Raw genomic sequence first — 18,715 nt, forward strand, 5'->3', positions numbered from 1 at the left:
AACTTTGCGACCCCCTCAAAGTCAGTACTTAACATCAAATTTAAATATTAATTTAGGCTTACCCATTAAGTAAAAAAATCACTTTTAAATGTGACCTAGCCGTTTTCATAAAGGAAGGAAAAATGAAGCAACTTACCCAACTAACAACACGATGGCAGTCTCATACTAAATCGATTTTGGGTTTATTTATTGCACTTTCAACATGTGCAGTTAGTAACCAAGTATTAGCAAGCACAACCAAAGCCTCTATTTCACAAAGTAGTTTATTTGATGTGATCAGTGCACGTGCAAAAAAATTAGCCAGTGAAGACTACAAGGCCCCTAACAATATTGAACTTGATTCACTAAATAACATTAATTATCAAGATTACCGCTCCATTCGTTTTAAGCAAAATCAAGCTGTTTGGAAAGATGATGGTTTGTATGAATTACAGTTATTTCATCCTGGTTTTTTGTACAAAACACCGGTGACAATCAATACTGTTGATAGCGACTCAACACACAGCAGGCTTCCTTTTAATACTGACTTTTATAATTACGATGGGACAAGCGCACCACTAAAGGATGAGTTAACTAAAAGCATGACCAACACACAACTTGGCCATGCAGGGTTTAGACTTCACTACCCTTTAAATACTGATAAATATAAAGATGAAATTATGGTGTTTCAAGGAGCGTCTTATTTTCGTGTTGTCGGCCCAAACCAAGTTTATGGCCTTTCAGCTCGCGGTTTAGCAATTGATACAGCGCTCGCGTCTGGCGAAGAGTTCCCAATGTTTAAAGAGTTTTGGCTAGTAAAACCTAAAGCAGAGCAAACTAATATTGTACTTTTTGCATTGCTTGATAGCCCATCAGTATCTGGTGCTTATAAATTTAATATTGACCCCACTACCAACACAACCGTTAAAATAGACATGCAAATATTTGCCCGTAAAGACGTGAAAAAGTTAGGCATAGCACCGCTAACCAGCATGTTCTACCACGGTGAAAACAGTACTAAGTTTTTTGATGATTACCGCCCTGAGGTACATGATTCTGATGGTTTGTTAACTCAATCACAGGATGATAAATGGGTATGGCGCCCACTAAATAACCCATCGCAACTAAGTGTTACGTCATTTGCATATGAAAACCCTAAAGGCTTTGGGCTTGCACAACGCGACCGTGACTTTAATAACTACTTTGACATAGAGGCGCATTACCATGATCGCCCAAGTTTGTGGATTGAACCTCTGGGTGAATGGGGTAATGGCCGTGTTGAGCTAGTCGAAATTCCAACTAATACTGAAACAAACGACAATATTGTTAGCTACTGGGTACCAGAAAAACCCTTTAAAGCAGGTGATTCATTACAGCTGAGCTACACAATGAGTACGTTTAATAGCAGTTTAAACAAACATGAAAAAGCACATGTAGTTCGTACTCGTATCGGCAGTGCAGCCTTGCCGGGTGAAGAAAACCCGCCACCACAAAGTCATCGTCAATTCACTGTTGATTTTTCAGGCCCTGCTCTAGATGCTCTCTCGGAGCAACTTAAGTTAGATGCCGATATTCAACTTACCACAGGTGAAGTAAGCGATGTATCCGTTCAAAAGTTACCTGAAGGGTACGGCTGGCGTGTTGCTTTTAAAATTGAACCACAAGATGACAGTCCGGTTGATATGCGCTTATCGTTAAAACTACGTAATAAAGAAATTAGTGAGGTATGGAGCTATGTTTGGTATCCAAATGACATCAAGTAAGCAAAACAAAGGAACACCTATGCCGTTTAAAACAGCTCGCATATGGCTTTTTGCAATTGCCGCTATATTCATATCAGGCTATGGCATATCAATCATGTTCGACATACTTAACTCTAACGGCATGACCCCACTTGAGTATGCACTACTTGTTTTATTCTCAATTACATTTGCATGGATAGTGACGGCCTTTTGTAGCGGTACAATAGGGTTTGTATTACAGCTATTTCGTATCGATCCACTTACCTTAAAGCGCATAAAACCAATCGCGATTCACGCCCAAGCTATTGCTAAGCAAAAAACAGCGGTTGTAATGCCTATTTACAATGAAGACACACACCGTGTAATTGCTGGTTTTGAAGTAAGCCTAGCGTCACTTCAAGAAACGGGACAACTTGAACACTTTGATTTTTATTTGCTAAGCGATACACAAGACCCACAAATAGCCAACAATGAACTCAGTGCATGGCATGCACTGTGTGAACGCTTAGGTGATACCGCTAAACATATTTTTTACCGTCGCCGTGAAGACAATAAACATCGAAAAGTAGGCAACTTAACAGATTTTTGTGAGCGTTGGGGCAGTAAATACGATCATATGATTGTACTTGATGCAGACAGTATAATGACTGGCAAGTGTATGCTTGAGCTCACAACTAGCATGCTCAATAACCCGCAAGCGGGCCTTATTCAAACTATCCCTATTCCTGTTCGTCAAGATACCTTTTTTGGCCGTTTTTTACAGTTTGCATCAGTGCTTTACAGCCCAATGCTTGCTACCGGCTCTGCTTTTTGGCAAACCGATCAAGCTAATTACTGGGGACATAACGCAATAATTAGAATCGATGCCTTTATAAAATGTTGTGGCTTACCTACGTTAAAAGGAAATGCACCTTTTGGTGGTGAAATTCTCAGCCACGACTTTGTTGAAGCTTCTTTACTTCACTCAGCAGAGTGGGATGTACTGCTGTTATCTGAAATTGAAGGTAGCTATGAAGAGGTTCCAAGCAATATATTAGACTACGCAATTCGTGATAGACGATGGGTACAAGGCAATATTCAACACCTTGGTTTATTGTCATCAAATAAATTAAAGCTTATGAGTAAGTTTCATTTTTTACTGGGTGCCACAGCATATATATCGTCGCTTATTTGGCTGTCAATGCTCGCATTAAGTACTATCGATGCCGTTACCCGCGCACTTAATAGTGATGTGTACTTTAACCGTGCTTATCAATTATTTCCTACTTGGCAGATTGCAAAAACAGATTTAATTGATTCATTACTTTACCTAACCATTGTTATTTTATTACTGCCTAAGTTAATGGGTTTAATTGTCACCTTAATACATAGAAACAAGCGTTTTGGTGGGTCAATTAAACTCATAGCTGGTTCAGTCATTGAAACTATATTTGCCGTTGTAGTGGCCCCACTAATGATGGTTTTTCATGCTTACTTTGTTATATGCGTATTTTTAGGTAAAAAAGTAACGTGGGATGCTCAACCGCGAGAAGGCCGCATGGTGTCGTGGAAAGAAGCGTTTGGTTATACACTGTTTTCAACTGTCGTTGCAGTTGTTTGGGGCGGGATTGCTTATTACTTTACCCCTGTATTTTTCTGGTGGTTATCCCCTATTTTATTAGGGTTGCTACTTGCAGCACCTATTGTTCGTTACTCTAGCAGTATTGAGTTTGGCATCGCACTCAGAAAACTAGGTATATTTATATGTCCGAGTGAAGTCGATAACGATAAAACGCTAGCTGCACTTAAGGGGCACCTGAAAAGCATATTAGTACCAAGTAAAGGACAATACCCTGAAACTTTACCAATACTACCCGCAGAGCAATTAACAACAATGCCAGAACAGCGCTTTCATCGTGTTCGTAAGCTTAAAATCAAAACCCTTAAAGCAAGGCTAATTAGAAAGTTTACTTAATCATTCTATAACACTAAAAAGGAGCACTCAGAGCTCCTTTTTTTCTGCTTAAAATAAACGCTAGCTATATATTAAAAAAGTCACTTGAAATAATTTTCAACCAATAAAAAACCCGCAACATGTGCGGGTTTTTTTAGAGTTTAAAAGACTAATTACTTAGCCGCTTTTTTCTCTTTTTCTGCAGCGATTACCGTTTCAGATACGTTAGCTGGACATGGTGCGTAGTGTGAGAACTCCATAGAGAACTGACCACGGCCTGATGTCATAGTACGTAGTGAACCGATGTAACCAAACATTTCTGATAATGGTACGTCAGCTTTAATACGAACACCTGTTAAACCAGCTTCTTGGTCACTTAGCATACCACGACGACGGTTAAGGTCACCGATTACGTCACCAACGTGATCCTCTGGCGTGAACACGTCAACTTTCATGATTGGCTCAAGAAGCTGTGCGCCCGCTTTAGGGATTGATTGACGGAAAGCGCCTTTAGCAGCGATTTCGAATGCAATTGCAGATGAATCCACGGCGTGGAAGCCACCGTCGAAAAGTTCTACTTCAACGTCAAGTACTGGGAAGCCAGCTAGCACACCCTCTTGCATCATTGATTTAAAGCCTTTCTCAACTGCAGGCCAGAATTCTTTAGGTACGTTACCACCAACAACTGATGATGTGAACGTGAAGCCTGAACCCACTTCGCCTGGCTTGATGCGGTAATCAATTTTACCGAACTGACCAGAACCACCAGATTGTTTCTTGTGCGTGTAGCTATCTTCGATTTCACGAGTGATAGTTTCACGGTAAGCAACCTGTGGTTGACCAACGATAAGATCTACACCGTAAGTACGCTTAAGGATATCTACTTTGATATCTAAGTGAAGCTCACCCATACCTTTAAGGATAGTTTCGCCTGAATCTTCATCAGTCTCAACTTGGAAAGATGGATCTTCTGCAACCATTTTACCGATAGCAACACCCATTTTCTCATTACCGCCTTTATCTTTAGGCTGTACAGCAATCGAGATTACTGGCGTTGGGAATACCATTGGCTCAAGTGTTACTGGGTGCTTAGGATCACAAAGAGTGTGACCAGTTTGCACGTTCTTCATACCAACGATAGCGATGATATCGCCCGCTTGTGCTGAAGTAAGCTCTTTACGCTCGTCCGCTTGCATCTCAACCATACGGCCAACACGCTCTGTTTTACCAGTAAACGCATTAAGGATAGTGTCACCCTTGTTAAGCTTACCAGAGTATATACGTACGAATGTTAATGCACCAAAACGGTCATCCATGATTTTGAATGCTAGCGCTTTGAAAGGTTCGTCTGCAGATACAATTGCGAACTCGCCGTTTTCGTTACCTTCTTCGTCCATAAGAGGTTGAGGATCAACTTCAGTTGGAGCCGGTAAGTAATCAACAACAGCGTCAAGTACTAATTGAACACCTTTGTTTTTGAACGCTGAACCACAGAACGTAGGGAAGAATGCAAGGTCACGAGTACCTTTACGGATACAACGTTTGATATCTTCAACAGAAGGTACTTCACCTTCCATGTACGCTTCCATTAGGTCATCGTCTTGCTCAACAGCAGTTTCGATAAGCATTTCATGGTATTCTTCAACTTTGTCAACCATGTCAGCTGGAACGTCTTCGATTGAGTAGTTTTCTGGAAGACCAGTGTCATCCCAAACGTATGCTTTTTTCTCTAATACGTCTACAACACCAACAAAGTCATCTTCAATACCGATTGGTAAAGTCATGATTAATGGTACTGCACCAAGTACTTTACGTACTTGCTCAGTTACACGGTAAAAATCAGCACCCATACGGTCTAATTTATTTACGAAAATAATACGTGCAACTTCTGATTCGTTCGCGTAGCGCCAGTTAGTTTCTGATTGTGGCTCAACACCACCAGAACCACAGAAAACACCAACACCGCCATCTAATACTTTAAGTGAACGGTAAACTTCAACTGTGAAGTCAACGTGTCCAGGAGTATCGATAACGTTGAAACGGTGATCTTTCCAGAAACAGCTTACTGCCGCAGACTGGATAGTAATACCGCGCTCAGCTTCTTGATCCATGAAATCGGTAGTAGATTCACCATCATGAACCTCACCTGTTTTGTGGATAGTACCTGTAAGCTTCAGGATACGCTCAGTAGTAGTGGTTTTACCCGCATCAACGTGCGCGAAAATACCAATGTTTCTGTACTTCGATAAATCTGCCATTATTTTACTCTTAATAAAGTCGATAAATTATTCGGCGGGAGTATAGCATTACTTAAAGCGAACATCACCATAGAAGTCGCTTAAAATGCAATCAATTCACTATATTTTTTTTGCAAAGAGAATATATTAACGGTACAACACGCTGTTTATTATATAAACCAATAAAAACGTTAGGCTTTATTTCATAAACACTGCATTTTAAATAATGCTTTTTAATTTTGTAATGGTAACTTAAAAGGCCTTATTTACATCGAGCATATTGTTATTTTTAATAATTTTTACTGTAGCTGCATCCTTTAAGGAATAAATAAACAGTCGTAAATTCCCCCACAAGCACATTGAAGAAAGGTTTATTTAATTAAAATCAAAGCAGAGCGAGCATTTAAAAATAATACAATACTAAAGCTCTTCACATTTCATTCAATATGGTAATATCGATTAAAAATAGGCCACTATATGAACCCAAAGTGGTATAGCTTTAATAAAAAATAATAAGAATTAACAATGAAACGGATATTTCTATACTTTACCTATTGGCTGCTAATATGTAGTTCTTTTCTGATTAATGTACCTGCTTATGCTACGCAATATAAAATAGATGTACCTGGTGATTGGGTCAACCTACATGACGTAAAACAACCTCAGATAAGTGATATGACAAAAGTGCGCGATGGTACACTCTACCTATTACTCGACAACCAAACCTATGTCCCCGAACGTCAAAAGCAACAACGTTACACACGCATAGTTATGCAAGCACTTAACCAAAGTGGCGTTGACTACATAAGTCAACTAAACCTGGATTTTGACCCAAGCTATGAAAAATTAACCCTGCATACACTTTCTATCCTCAGAGAGGGCAAACGCATCGATAAACTTTCAACTGCAAGGTTGTCGGTTATCCAAAGCGAATCTGACCTAGCTGATAAAATTTATAACGGTAGGCTGTCTTTAAATATTATTGTTGACGATATGCGAAGCGGGGATATGCTCGACTATAGCTACAGTGTTATCGGCAGCAACCCTATCTACGCCAATAAATTTAGTACTCGGCGCACTCTTAGATGGTCTGTACCTGTAGTGCAACAAAACATGCGTGTTTTATGGGGTAAGCAAACACCTCTTAATATAAGAACAATGAATGGCAATGCCGAAATAAATCAAACAAATAATCAATACGGTACTGACTACTCTATTTCTGAGTTTGAAGCACCGTTACTCACACAAGACTCTGAAACACCCACATGGTACAACCCTTATATGCAAGTTTACTTCTCTGAATATAGCCGTTGGGACGAGGTTGTTAATTGGGCATTACCACTATATAAATCGGCAATCGAAACACCTAATAGCATTAACGCCGTAGCACAATCTATACAGGCACAGCATACTAATGCAGCCGATAGAATTACCGCAGCATTACGCTTTAGCCAAGACGAAATACGCTATTTAGGCTTAGAAATGGGCACTAATTCTCATCAGCCAACACCCGCTTCAGAAACGCTATCTTTACGGTATGGTGACTGTAAAGACAAAACAGTTCTACTTATTTCGTTATTAAAAGCGATGAAAATAGAGGCGCATCCTGCCCTTGTAGACACAGAAGAAACAAAGCGCTTAATAGAACTCCCGGCCACCGCAAGTGTTTTTAACCACGTTATTGTTACGCTTACTCACGAGGGTAAACGCTATTGGTTGGATCCAACCATTAGTTATCAACGAGGTACACTTGCCTATTTAGCACAACCTGATTACGGTTATGCCCTTATTATAAAAAATGGCGAAAGTACCTTAACCTCCATGGCACAAACGCCTGTGCATAAAAAGGTAATAGTAAACGATCAATTTTATATCCCTAATACTGTAAAAGAGCCTGTCCATTTTACCACCGAATATTCTTATGCTGAGTTTCAAGCTATTAATCGCAGAAGTAATTTAGCGCGCAACGGGCTAGACAGCGTTGCAAAATCATACCTTGAATACTACCAAGATTTTTTTGACGAGCTCAAAATCGACAAGCCTATGGAGGTAAGTGAGGAAAAACAAACAGGCCAGCTTATTACTAGGGAGTCGTACCTTATTGGCCAATTTTGGGAAGAAACCAGTGACGGATATGAAGCTGACTTTTACGCTTCTGAAATACAAAACAGTGTTTACGAGCCAAAACAAACTGATCGCACAGACCCATTTTACTTTGAATACCCCAACATAATTGATACCCGCATAAAGCTTCATTTTACAGAAAAAAACTGGGCGTTTGATAATAGCCAAGACGAAATTGATAACGACTACTTCTACTTAAAAACATCCGTTAATTTTACTGATAATGTTTTAACGCTAAGCTACCACTTTTATTCAAAACAAGACCATATACCTGCTGATAAAATAAACGATTACCTAGCGCAACGAAACAAGCTTATTTCAGCCACACACTACTCAATTTTAAAGTACGCCGACAAATCTGAAATACCTCAAACAACGGCCGGCATACTCGATAACCTAGGAGGTAACTGGCTTAAATATGCACTCGCCAGTTACCTTTTATTGCTTATTTTCTTCTTTGCAGATTGGCGACTCGAATCCGCAAAGCGCCCTACTTTTGAAAATAGCCCATTTTACGCGGTATCGGTAAGTAAATTTATTATTTACAGCATTTTAAGCTTAGGTATTTATATTAATTATTGGAGCTACCGTAACTTCAAAGCTATAAAGCAACAAAACAATGCCAACATAATGCCTATTGCCCGCGGTATTTTCGCCATTTTATGGTATTACCCGCTTTATCAAGCACTGAAACAACACAGTGAATTGCAGTCAAATAAAAGTAAACTAATCCCTAGCTGGGGGGCTGCTATTTCATTTTTATTAATACTTGCAACCACATTGGTTTACCGCATGGAAGAGTACGCCACTATCGCATTGCTGGTTATGCCTTTTCTATGGCTTCCATTAGTGAGTTACATAGAGCATGCAAACACCAACCAAAAAGCGTTGCACTACAACTCTTACTGGCGAGTCAGGCAATACCTTATATCACTAGCGCTTGCGCCAATATTACTATTTGGTGTGCTTCAAGAAGCTAATATTTTACCTAATAGCGCTATAATAAAAGGAGATAATTTATGGGCCTATCAAACTCATTATTTAAAACGACATCGCTTAACACCCGAGAACGAAACGATCCTATATTTTTATAGTGATGCAATATTTGATTACCGCAATGACGGTAATGGCATCACCAAAAATTATATTTTTAGTTACTACAAAAACGATGATGGACAGCTTGAATCAGACCTGAGTCATTTTAATGACATTGATAAAATAGAAACCTCATACGGAAAAACTGAGCTTGATAACACCACTATTAAAGTAATGAAAACAGATGGAAGTGACTTTTTACTTATTGTTAGCAGGTTTAATAAGCTCGATGAAGTGCTCGTAGATAAAATAAATTTACGCTTAAGTGAAAATAAAAAAGAATTGTTATTTAACGCTAACATACCGATTTTTAAGAGAATAAAAAACGCACAGCAAGGTAATGATAATTATTTGCATTTGAGTGTTGACAGCCATGCAAATCTAACTGATAATCACTATCAACAAGACGAAATACTGCCTTGTAACGGAATGAATAATTTGTTTCTCGACCCTGAAACAACGTGTGGCTCACGTTAACTGCTATGGTTACTTGTTATTAACCGCAACGCCCCTTGATGTTGATGATAAGTAACCGCCCTACTATTTTACTTGCTACATTGCTCATATCGGTGACGGTAGATATGAAACTAAAAAAGCCCTTACGGGCTTTTTTTATGTCTGTAATTTAGTGCTCCCAGCCTTAAAATTAACGACGATTTTTACGTGCACGTGCTCGGCGTTGTTTTTTCTCTTCTTCTTTAGCTGCTTTTTTCGCTTCAGCGGCGGCGCGTAACCCAGCAACCATTATTTCTTCTTCTTCACGCATCGCTGGTGTTTCCATGGTAATACGACCAATAATGCCATCACGAAGTTCGTTAATAAGTATTTCAGACATTTTATACGTGTCTATTTGGTTACCACCACGAATACAGCCGCGCTTTTTACCCGCCATTTCCACAAATTCCCAATCGTTTTCTGGCAATTCATCTAATTTATAACGCGTTTTTAAAAGACCAGGATAAGCATGCAATAAATACTCAGCGGTGTAACTTGCCACCTCTTCGTATTCAAGTGCAGTGTCGCGTATTGCACCCGTTGCACCTAAACGATAGCCTGAGTTTTCATTCTCTACTTTTGGCCAAAGCATGCCTGGCGTATCGTACAGCATAATGCCGTCTTCAAGCTTAATGCGTTGCTGAGCCTTGGTAACCGCAGGTTCATTACCCGTTTTTGCCACTATACGACCTGCTAATACATTAATTAACGTAGATTTACCCACGTTTGGGATACCCATTATCATGGCTTTAATTTGTTTGTCGGCGCCCACCTTATGCGGCACTAACTTTTTACAAAGCTCATTAATACGGTGTACTTCAGCGGCCTTATCATGACCAAAAGCAATCGCTTTAACACCACTTTCTTGCTCAAAATAATCTTTCCACACTTGAGTCATTTTAGGATCGGCTAAATCAGCCTTATTTAATATTTTGATGACTGGTTTGCCTTCGCGTAAGGTTGTCACCATTGGGTTTTCGCTACTATAAGGAATGCGTGCATCAAGCACTTCAATGATCACATCCATTTGTGGCATTATTTCTTTAATTTCATTTCGGGCTTTATTCATGTGCCCAGGGAACCACTGGATAGCCATTTTTAACTCCTAACGTATATTTAAGCGCTATTTTAACTGGCAATTCATTTAATTGCGCTATACTGGCGAAAATATTTTTAGATTAGTTGTTATGGCTCTTAAATCAACCATTATGAAGGCACAATTATCGCTTAGCGATATGGATCGCCATGTTTATCAAGATACAAATTTAACTTTGGCTCAGCACCCATCGGAAACTGACCAGCGGTTGATGATCCGCCTTCTCGCGTTTGCACTTAACTATTGTGATGGTTTAGAGTTCACAAAAGGGTTGAGCGCTGATGACGAACCAGAGCTTTGGCACGTTAATTACAGCGAAGAAATAGAGCTGTGGATTGAACTGGGTTTACCAGACGAAAAGCGCTTAAAAAAAGCCTGTAATAAATCTAAAAAGGTTGTGCTTTATACCTATGGTGAGAACAACCAAGCAATATGGTGGCAAAAACACCAACCAAAATTGTACGATTTTAAAAATTTAAGTATTTTTAGTTTAGACTATGTAGCAACACAAGCACTTGCAGCCCTAGTTGATCGCAACATACAGCTTACAGTCACCATTCAAGATGGTGAGGTATGGGTGAACACTGATAATACGAATATTGAGATAAAACCACAGCAATTAATGTAATTGCAGTTGCTTTAGGGGTTATATGAAAGTTAAACACGTTATTGTTTTACATGGCTTGTATATGTCTGGCTTTGTTATGCGCCCCCTTTGCTCTAGATTAGAGAGCTCAGGCGTTAACGTGTTAAACCTTACATACAATACGCTTGACCCAAATCGTGATGCTATTTTTACACAAATAGATGAGTTTATTGGCAATGAACCAACAGCTTTAGTATGCCACTCTATGGGCGGATTAGTAGCTAGAGCTTACTTAGAAGCTAACTCAGGCGCCAGCCAATTCGTTACAAAAGTAGTAACGCTTGGTACCCCCCATCAAGGCAGTCACATCGCACAAAAAATGAAGCAAAAAGGATTTGAGGCTTTTTTAAAAAATAGCGTTGAGTTTTTACTCACGCAAAATGGAAACTGGCCATTTAAAGCTAAGCTTTATAGTATTGCCGGCGACCTCCCAATCGGCTTAATGCCTCTCATTGTAAAAGGCAGCAAGTCAGACGGTACCGTTCTTCTTGACGAAACTAAACTCAAAGGTATGGCTGAACACAAAGTGTTTCACTTGAGCCATACCAGTATGATTTACTCGCGTGAAGTGGTCGATTATATTTTAAAATGCTTAGGCGAAGGCAGTTAATCTTCTGCTGCCTCAGCTATTTTATAACTTAGTAAAACTATAACTCCAAGTACCAACGGAATTGGCGCAGCTATATAACCAAATACGTTTGAGTTAGCAATACTTGCACCCGCTAAATGAGCTACCAAACCGAGTACAAATGCCACCAGCGCAATGCATACTACTATTAACTCTGCTTTATTTTGTTTGCCTGTTTTTTCGTGCATGTTCACTCTCCTAATAAATCCAACATCATTATTATGCGCTTTAAAAAAGAGTGATTTTTGACCTAAATCAAAAAATAAAATAACAATTTTAATAACACCTTCTAAGCTTGTTTTAGATCATATTTTACGCAACAAACTGGTGAATTTTAATAATTACACCCCATATCTATATATATTGAACAGAAACGTTTTCATCCGTCGCTCAATAGGTTTTAACTATCAACTATATAGATATAAACAGTTTTACTAATCTAACTTAAAAAGTAATACTTTACTCAGGTTAACAAACAATCGGTTTTTTAAGGAGCAAGTTATGTCACAAGTAAATGCAATTGGTTTAAACAGCGAAAAAAGCGACGATATTGTAAAATCACTTAATACTCTGCTGAGCAGCTACCAAATACAGTATATGAATGCTCGTGGTTTTCATTGGAACATTAAAGGCCGTAACTTTTTTGAATTACACGTTAAGTTTGAAGAAATTTATAATCTGTTACTTTTAAAAGTAGACGAAATTGCAGAGCGTATTTTAACGCTCGATGGCGCGCCATTACATGCATTTTCAGATTACCTTGAAGTCAGTGAAATTAAAGAAGCAAAAGGCATAAGTGATGGAGTTACTGCCGTAGAAAACATATTAGCGGGCTACAGTACATTAATTAAAAAGCAACGTGAGATTTTAAACCAAGCGGGTGATGCAGGCGATGAAGGTACAGCATCATTAATGGGCGACTACATCTCTGAACAAGAGAAGTTAGTTTGGATGCTAAAAGCTTATTTGGATTAGGCTAAACGTTATTCTTATTTTGAAAGCCTCAGCTAACACTGAGGCTTTTTTGTTTATTTAACAAAATGTATCATTCAACCAACGCAATAAAAAATGCCATTTCAAGTGCTTTTTCTTCCAAGCTTTTAAAGCGTCCAGATGCGCCGCCGTGACCTGCATCCATATCAGTTTTAAATACTAAAATATTATTATCTGTTTTGTATTCTCGCATTTTAGCAACCCACTTCATGGGCTCCCAATATTGTACTTGCGAGTCATGCAGGCCTGTAGTGACTAATATATTAGGGTAATTTTGTGCGCTTATATTGTCATAAGGCGAATACGCCTCTATTACATCATAAAACTGCGGATCGTTAGGATTCCCCCACTCATCATACTCGTTAGTGGTAAGCGGAATGCTTTCATCAAGCATCGTAGTCAGCACATCTAAAAATGGCACATGACACCCTACACCACAATATAACTGTGGGGCTTGATTAAGCACGGCGCCCATAAGTAAGCCCCCCGCACTGCCGCCTGATGCAAAAACTTTGCTACTGTCACAGTAGTTTTGTGCAATCAGCGCCTTCGTTACATCAATAAAATCACTAAAACTATTTTGTTTATGTGTTTTTTTACCTTGCTCATACCAATTGCGGCCTAACATTTCGGAACCACGCACATGCGCTATCACATAAACAAAACCACGGTCTAGTAAACTGAGCGACGTGCTAGAGAAGCTCGGATCAATGGTGTAACCATAAGCCCCATAACCATATTGAAACAGTGGATTGGTGCCATCTTTATTAAAACTGTCTTTTCGGTATACAACAGAAACAGGAACTTTAACGCCATCACGCGCGGTAACCATCAACCGCTCAGATTGATAATCAGTCGCGTTAAAGTCACCTAGTACCTTTTGTTGTTTTAACAAGGTTTTTTTACCCGTTTTTAGGTCAACATCGTATAAAGAACCCGGAGTGGTTAAGCTTGAATAATAGATGCGCGCCGTTATAACATTTGGCTCTGGGTTCATTGCAACAGCAGCGTAGTAACAAGGGTCGTCAAACTCAAGCGCCATACGCTCACCTTCTTTATTTACTACAACAAACCGTGCTTGGCCTTGTTCACGCTCGCTGAGTACTAAAAAGTCATTAAATAACTCAACGCCTTCAAGTAATACATGTTCTCTGTGGGCTGTATGCTCTTGCCACTGAGTTTTATCGGCAATGGTCTGCTCGGTTGCTGTCATCAACCTAAAGTTTTTAGCTTGCCAGTTAGTGACGATGTAAAACGTATTGCCTAGCTTATCCACATCGAACTCATGGCACTCTTCTCGCGGCATAAGTGCACTAAAATCACCTTGCGGATTATTTGCATCAAGCACCCAGGTGTCGTTCGACTCAGTAGACGCCAAGTCTATGATAATAAGACTTTCATCGCGACTTTTACCCAGCCCCATAAAAAAGCTGCTGTCGTGTTCTTCATATACCAAAACATCTTGATCTTGCTCACTTCCCAGCTCATGTCTAAACACTTGGTAGCCTAATAAAGTTTGCAGATCTTTTTTGACATAAAAAACGGTTTTATTGTCGTTTGCCCAAACAACTTGGCCTTCTGTATTTTCAAGCTCATCTGCAAGCATTTCGCCTGTTGATAAATTTTTAAAGCGAACGTTATAAATACGGCGACCCTCAGTATCTTGTGAATACGCCATAAGCTGCTCATTAGGGCTTAATGCAACTTCCCCAAGGTCAAAAAATTCAAAATCTTCTGCAAGCTCGTTTACATCTAGCAAAAGGGCTTTATTTTCAGCTTTAATACTTGTGCTACGATAATGACGCGCATATTCATCGTCACCTCGTACTTCAGAGTGATACCAGTATTTGCCATCTTTAACTGGCACAGAATTGTCGTCTTTTACAATGCGCGCTTTTAACTCTTCGAACAAGTTATTTTGCAAGGGTTTAATGCTTGCTAATTGCTCATCGCAATAGTTATTTTCGGCTTGTAAGTGCGCAAGTACTTTTTCATTTTTGCGCTCATCATCACGCATCCAATAGTAATCGTCGATCCGCTTTTTATCATGAGTAATGAGTGTTTTAGGCTGCTTTTTAGCAACAGGGGAATGAGGCAATACGCTTAAAGAATAGTCTGAACTAGGCACAAAAAACCAATTTTAAAAAATAATAATGTTCGCAGTTTATCATAAAAATAAAAAAGCCCACTCAATAGTTGAGTGGGCTTAAAGGTAACCGATTTATTCCTAAACCTGTAATACCTATGGGAAGAAACATGTTTTTACCTAGTTGATAATTGCAGCCAAGCCATAGCCCAGCTTTTACCTATACCTGGTTCAAATATTGATTGTGTATCCTTTGCCTTTCGACAAAACTCATTAAAAGGCCAAGGCCTACATTGATATATGCAACCATCTTTTGGCTGTAATACTTTAGTACCCGCGTTATAGCATTCGCTATGTTCAGGGTAAACATACTCATAAGGTTGCGTACTTACTTCACGCTCGTCGCATTTCGCAATACAATGAAAATCAATATGAGCTTTGTATATACCGCTACTTTGCAATGCAAATATTTTGTTATTCCGATAAGCGACGATTAAACCTTGTTCCGTCATTTTTCCTGCACTAACCAAAGGAATATGCACATTAATGTGTTCCGCTATCAAACGCGGCCAAGCGTGAGGCTCCCCTTGTTCAAACGAAGTAATTTTAAAGTCAAACGATAAGCTAATTAGCTCTCCTTGCATGTCGTAAAAGGTTACTTTCACCACATCACCAATAAACAATTGAGTGTGATGATTTAAGCAACCAATTGTTGACCACTCCCCGCAGGCCAACGACGTATGCATAAACACGGCAACACCTTAAGAGTGACATAGTTTATTCATTATGAATAAACAAAAAGCACCAATAACAACAAGTAATACTGCCATACTACGAACAGTTCACTTGTCAGCAAAGTACTAATTATATGCGTCCACTACTTAACAATCAAACAAAAGAATGTAACCGAGATTTACAACCAGTAATTAAGTATTGTTTTAAAAACCAATTCATCCAAATAAGTACTGTAAAGGCTCTTGCCCCCAAGTAAATGCAAGCAATAACAGTAAGCCTACAAATATAGCCCACGCGAGCCAAGGCGACTTAGTTACGGGTCTTTCTACATCGGTTGATTTTAATGCCTTTTCTCCGGTGATCATTGCTTTGACTAAAGGCTTACCTTTTATTCGGTATACAACAATTGCCGCTATGTGCAAACCTATTGCATACAGCAATATGTCAAAATTGAGGTGATGCAACCAATTAGCAAAATCTACGGCATCACTCGATACATATTCAACAAGCGGGCCGTCAGTTAAAATGCCATCACTGCTCATCAGCCCGGTAATTAATTGCGTTGAAATGAGCGCAAAAAAAGCAAGGACCATATAGCTTCCAGGGGCAGAGTGCCCTATGGTGTCTACCGGCTTTTTGAGACCCTGAAACAGAGCCTTAGGTGAGTGAATCAAGCCACTTAATTTCGCTGTTCTACTGCCAACGATCCCCCATACTATCCGCGTTACAATGAGCGCTAAAGTAAAGAATCCAGCAACAAAATGTAGCTCAATCATCCCCTCTTCTACACTAAAATATAAAACGGCAATACTTATGACTAACAGCCAATGAAAACACCGAATAAACCCATCCCATACTTTTATTGTTGTCATTATATTTACCCTCTAAAAAACATTATCATTCAATAATAATTAATCTGAACCCTAGCTAGAGATTTTCAGTGAAAACATAAAAGTTTATGCGTTACTAACTGGCCTAATGCAAGTAAATTCAACCAAGTTAGCACTGCAACTAACTGCTTGAGAAAGATTTATTATCCAGAGCTCATGTTAATCACTTTCACCTTATAATAAGGTATCATTATCTTCCATTCTACAAGCCAGCAAGGTAAATGCTATGCAACCAGTTAAAAAAGCGATTATAAAAGGCTTTTTAGATATGCTTCCGCTTTGCTTAGCCGTCATTCCATGGGGAATATTATGTGGCTCTTTAGCTATTCAAAATGGGTTTACTGCACTTGAAACGCAAGCTATGTCGTTACTGGTTTTTGCAGGATCGGCTCAACTTGTCGCGATTGAACTTATGGCGGGCAACACGCCCTTGCTGACCATATTATTCACTACGTTTATCATTAGCTCTCGTCATTTTTTATATGGGCTTGCTGTCAGGCATAAAGTGATTGATCAGCCAATGCGCTGGCGCTTACCTGTTAGCTTTGTATTAACCGATGAATTATTTGCTTTTTCTCACCACCGCAAAGCTTATCGCACACAAGTGCGTTTAGTTTATGCGCTAAGTGCAGGCTTTAGTTTTTACATTGCATGGAATATTTGGACATTAATAGGCATTGTTGCAGGCTCTATGCTTCCCGATTTAACTAACTTAGGGCTCGACTTTGCAATTGCAGCTACTTTTATTGCCTTAGTTATCCCAGGTATTAAAAATGCCGCATCTTTAGTCACTGTTATTGTTGCAGGTGTTACTGCTACATGGTTAAAAAGCACAGGGTTTGAGTTATGGCTAGTGTGCTCCGCATTATTAGCAATGAGTGCTGGTTATACAACGGCAAGACTTTCAGCTAAAAGGGAAACTAAACCATGATGACCACTATTTTACTTATGGCCTGTATTACATTCTTTACCCGTTACTTGTTTTTACACCGCTCACTACCTTTTAAAGTAGGGCCCAAAATGCAGCAGTTTTTGAGCTTTAGCGCACCGGCCGTTCTTACTGCTATTTGGGTACCTATCGTATTTTTGAACGACGAAGGCATAAATTTGCATTGGCAAAACCCTTATTTAAGTGCCGCTATTGTAGCCATTCTTGTTGCTTATAAAACGCATAATATTTACTACACAACACTTGCTGGTATGGGCTTGTTTCTAATATTAAATTAAGGTTTATTGACCTCTTAACATTGAATGTTTAGTAGCCTAGGCTGTTAACTTTTTTTTGCCTACATAGATGTAATCCAAGGGTGTGAGAAGGGCGCGGAAACATTACTCACTTTTTACTTAGAACACGGGTTTTTATACCTCACGGCACGATTAAATTTTATACTTTATGTAACCCTCTTACCGCGTTAAAATATGCTCCAACAAAAAAAACAAGAAGCCACTATGCAAAAGTTTCATCAATTAAGCGCAACAAGCCTACAAGGACAACCTATAAACTTTGATGACTTTGAGGGAAAAGTTGTCCTCATTGTTAATACAGCAAGTAAATGCGGGTTTACCTACCAATACGCATCTTTACAAGCGCTTCATGAGAAATACGCCAGTCAAGGGTTAGTGATTATAGGTTTTCCGTGCAATCAATTTGGCCAACAAGAGCCTGGTGATGCCTCGCAAATAGAGCAAGGGTGCTTAGTAAATTACGGGGTCAGCTTTTTAATAGCAGACAAAGTTGATGTGAATGGTAAAAATGCACACCCTGTATTTCGATTTTTGAAATCAGCATTACCGGGGTTTTTAACTCGAAAAATAAAATGGAATTTCACCAAATTTTTAATTGCAGCCGATGGCACGCCAATTAAACGCTATGCCCCTTTTACCAAGCCAGAAAAGTTAGAGCTAACGATACAAAAAGCATTAACTAAGGCTAAAAGCGCGCAGTAAAAAGTAATAAAGAGGCAAATAGCCTCTTTATTGCCAATGTAACAACCTATTAAGCGCACATGCCTGTGCACTTAACCGGTGGTTATTTA

15 protein-coding genes are annotated in these 18,715 nt (G+C 39.2%); 9 read left to right on the forward strand and 6 right to left on the reverse strand.

Going from position 1 to position 18,715, the window contains the following annotated elements:
* Positions 1–122 precede the first annotated feature (122 nt).
* Together KZZ04_RS15885 and mdoH are read left to right on the forward strand one after the other, a co-directional pair.
* The gene (locus tag KZZ04_RS15885) at positions 123–1,742 is read left to right on the forward strand and encodes a glucan biosynthesis protein (protein WP_138530996.1); all 1,620 of its coding nucleotides are present in this window, start codon (positions 123–125) and stop codon (positions 1,740–1,742) included.
* Positions 1,714–3,675 carry a glucans biosynthesis glucosyltransferase MdoH gene (mdoH, locus tag KZZ04_RS15890; protein WP_219423153.1) on the forward strand — a complete coding sequence of 654 codons (1,962 nt, stop codon included), beginning with the start codon at positions 1,714–1,716 and terminating at the stop codon, positions 3,673–3,675. The genes KZZ04_RS15885 and mdoH overlap by 29 nt, the downstream gene beginning before the upstream one ends.
* A gap of 152 nt (positions 3,676–3,827) precedes the next feature.
* On the opposite strand, the gene fusA is transcribed toward mdoH, so the two are convergent.
* Positions 3,828–5,912 carry an elongation factor G gene (fusA, locus tag KZZ04_RS15895; protein ID WP_058404706.1) on the reverse strand — a complete coding sequence of 695 codons (2,085 nt, stop codon included), beginning with the start codon at positions 5,910–5,912 and terminating at the stop codon, positions 3,828–3,830.
* 504 nt (positions 5,913–6,416) lie between these two features.
* Here fusA and KZZ04_RS15900 point away from each other — a divergent pair.
* Complete coding sequence (locus KZZ04_RS15900; RefSeq protein ID WP_257903644.1) at positions 6,417–9,587, forward strand: DUF3857 domain-containing transglutaminase family protein; 3,171 nt, start codon at positions 6,417–6,419, stop codon at positions 9,585–9,587.
* A 169-nt stretch (positions 9,588–9,756) separates the two neighbouring features.
* On the opposite strand, the gene ylqF is transcribed toward KZZ04_RS15900, so the two are convergent.
* Complete coding sequence (gene ylqF / locus KZZ04_RS15905; RefSeq protein WP_219423154.1) at positions 9,757–10,701, reverse strand: ribosome biogenesis GTPase YlqF; 945 nt, start codon at positions 10,699–10,701, stop codon at positions 9,757–9,759.
* 91 nt (positions 10,702–10,792) lie between these two features.
* Between ylqF and KZZ04_RS15910 the strand changes: the two genes are divergently transcribed.
* Both KZZ04_RS15910 and KZZ04_RS15915 read left to right on the forward strand, forming a co-directional pair.
* Positions 10,793–11,329, forward strand: coding sequence for a YaeQ family protein (locus tag KZZ04_RS15910; RefSeq protein ID WP_219423155.1), 537 nt, complete (start codon positions 10,793–10,795; stop codon positions 11,327–11,329).
* Between the two features lie 22 nt (positions 11,330–11,351).
* A complete protein-coding gene (locus KZZ04_RS15915) occupies positions 11,352–11,957 on the forward strand; it encodes an alpha/beta hydrolase (RefSeq protein WP_058404709.1) in 606 nt (201 codons plus the stop codon).
* On the opposite strand, the gene KZZ04_RS15920 is transcribed toward KZZ04_RS15915, so the two are convergent.
* Positions 11,954–12,163 (reverse strand): hypothetical protein, encoded by a 210-nt coding sequence (locus KZZ04_RS15920; protein WP_058404710.1) that lies wholly within the window; start codon positions 12,161–12,163, stop codon positions 11,954–11,956. The genes KZZ04_RS15915 and KZZ04_RS15920 overlap by 4 nt on opposite strands.
* Before the next feature lie 313 nt (positions 12,164–12,476).
* Between KZZ04_RS15920 and KZZ04_RS15925 the strand changes: the two genes are divergently transcribed.
* The gene (locus tag KZZ04_RS15925) at positions 12,477–12,950 is read left to right on the forward strand and encodes a Dps family protein (protein WP_058552762.1); all 474 of its coding nucleotides are present in this window, start codon (positions 12,477–12,479) and stop codon (positions 12,948–12,950) included.
* A gap of 70 nt (positions 12,951–13,020) precedes the next feature.
* On the opposite strand, the gene KZZ04_RS15930 is transcribed toward KZZ04_RS15925, so the two are convergent.
* From KZZ04_RS15930 to KZZ04_RS15940, 3 genes are all read right to left on the reverse strand, one after another.
* Entirely contained in the window at positions 13,021–15,096 is a 2,076-nt protein-coding gene (locus KZZ04_RS15930; protein WP_219423156.1) for a S9 family peptidase, read from the reverse strand.
* A 134-nt stretch (positions 15,097–15,230) separates the two neighbouring features.
* A complete protein-coding gene (locus KZZ04_RS15935) occupies positions 15,231–15,800 on the reverse strand; it encodes a chitin-binding protein (RefSeq protein WP_219423157.1) in 570 nt (189 codons plus the stop codon).
* 204 nt (positions 15,801–16,004) lie between these two features.
* Positions 16,005–16,661 (reverse strand): cytochrome b/b6 domain-containing protein, encoded by a 657-nt coding sequence (locus KZZ04_RS15940; RefSeq protein WP_219423158.1) that lies wholly within the window; start codon positions 16,659–16,661, stop codon positions 16,005–16,007.
* 244 nt (positions 16,662–16,905) lie between these two features.
* Here KZZ04_RS15940 and KZZ04_RS15945 point away from each other — a divergent pair, with 244 nt between their 5' ends.
* The 3 genes from KZZ04_RS15945 to KZZ04_RS15955 all read left to right on the forward strand — a co-directional run bounded on the left by KZZ04_RS15945 (position 16,906) and on the right by KZZ04_RS15955 (position 18,626).
* Positions 16,906–17,610: an AzlC family ABC transporter permease gene (locus KZZ04_RS15945; RefSeq protein ID WP_058404714.1), complete on the forward strand. Its 705-nt coding sequence runs from the start codon at positions 16,906–16,908 to the stop codon at positions 17,608–17,610.
* Positions 17,607–17,906, forward strand: coding sequence for an AzlD domain-containing protein (locus KZZ04_RS15950; protein WP_058404715.1), 300 nt, complete (start codon positions 17,607–17,609; stop codon positions 17,904–17,906). Before KZZ04_RS15945 ends, KZZ04_RS15950 begins: the two co-directional genes overlap by 4 nt.
* Positions 17,907–18,128: 222 nt before the next feature.
* Complete coding sequence (locus tag KZZ04_RS15955) at positions 18,129–18,626, forward strand: glutathione peroxidase (RefSeq protein WP_219423175.1); 498 nt, start codon at positions 18,129–18,131, stop codon at positions 18,624–18,626.
* Positions 18,627–18,715 lie beyond the last annotated feature (89 nt).

It is taken from the genome of Pseudoalteromonas sp. CR1 (genome assembly GCF_019392235.1).
Lineage (GTDB): Bacteria > Pseudomonadota > Gammaproteobacteria > Enterobacterales > Alteromonadaceae > Pseudoalteromonas.

Bases quoted from the DNA above. Each gene is read 5' to 3' on its own strand.
- KZZ04_RS15885 (WP_138530996.1), top strand. From the start codon at position 123: ATGAAGCAACTTACCCAACTAACAACACGATGGCAGTCTCATACTAAA.
- mdoH (WP_219423153.1), top strand. From the start codon at position 1,714: ATGTTTGGTATCCAAATGACATCAAGTAAGCAAAACAAAGGAACACCT.
- fusA (WP_058404706.1), bottom strand. From the start codon at position 5,912: ATGGCAGATTTATCGAAGTACAGAAACATTGGTATTTTCGCGCACGTT.
- KZZ04_RS15900 (WP_257903644.1), top strand. From the start codon at position 6,417: ATGAAACGGATATTTCTATACTTTACCTATTGGCTGCTAATATGTAGT.
- ylqF (WP_219423154.1), bottom strand. From the start codon at position 10,701: ATGGCTATCCAGTGGTTCCCTGGGCACATGAATAAAGCCCGAAATGAA.
- KZZ04_RS15910 (WP_219423155.1), top strand. From the start codon at position 10,793: ATGGCTCTTAAATCAACCATTATGAAGGCACAATTATCGCTTAGCGAT.
- KZZ04_RS15915 (WP_058404709.1), top strand. From the start codon at position 11,352: ATGAAAGTTAAACACGTTATTGTTTTACATGGCTTGTATATGTCTGGC.
- KZZ04_RS15920 (WP_058404710.1), bottom strand. From the start codon at position 12,163: ATGCACGAAAAAACAGGCAAACAAAATAAAGCAGAGTTAATAGTAGTA.
- KZZ04_RS15925 (WP_058552762.1), top strand. From the start codon at position 12,477: ATGTCACAAGTAAATGCAATTGGTTTAAACAGCGAAAAAAGCGACGAT.
- KZZ04_RS15935 (WP_219423157.1), bottom strand. From the start codon at position 15,800: ATGCATACGTCGTTGGCCTGCGGGGAGTGGTCAACAATTGGTTGCTTA.
- KZZ04_RS15940 (WP_219423158.1), bottom strand. From the start codon at position 16,661: ATGACAACAATAAAAGTATGGGATGGGTTTATTCGGTGTTTTCATTGG.
- KZZ04_RS15945 (WP_058404714.1), top strand. From the start codon at position 16,906: ATGCAACCAGTTAAAAAAGCGATTATAAAAGGCTTTTTAGATATGCTT.
- KZZ04_RS15950 (WP_058404715.1), top strand. From the start codon at position 17,607: ATGATGACCACTATTTTACTTATGGCCTGTATTACATTCTTTACCCGT.
- KZZ04_RS15955 (WP_219423175.1), top strand. From the start codon at position 18,129: ATGCAAAAGTTTCATCAATTAAGCGCAACAAGCCTACAAGGACAACCT.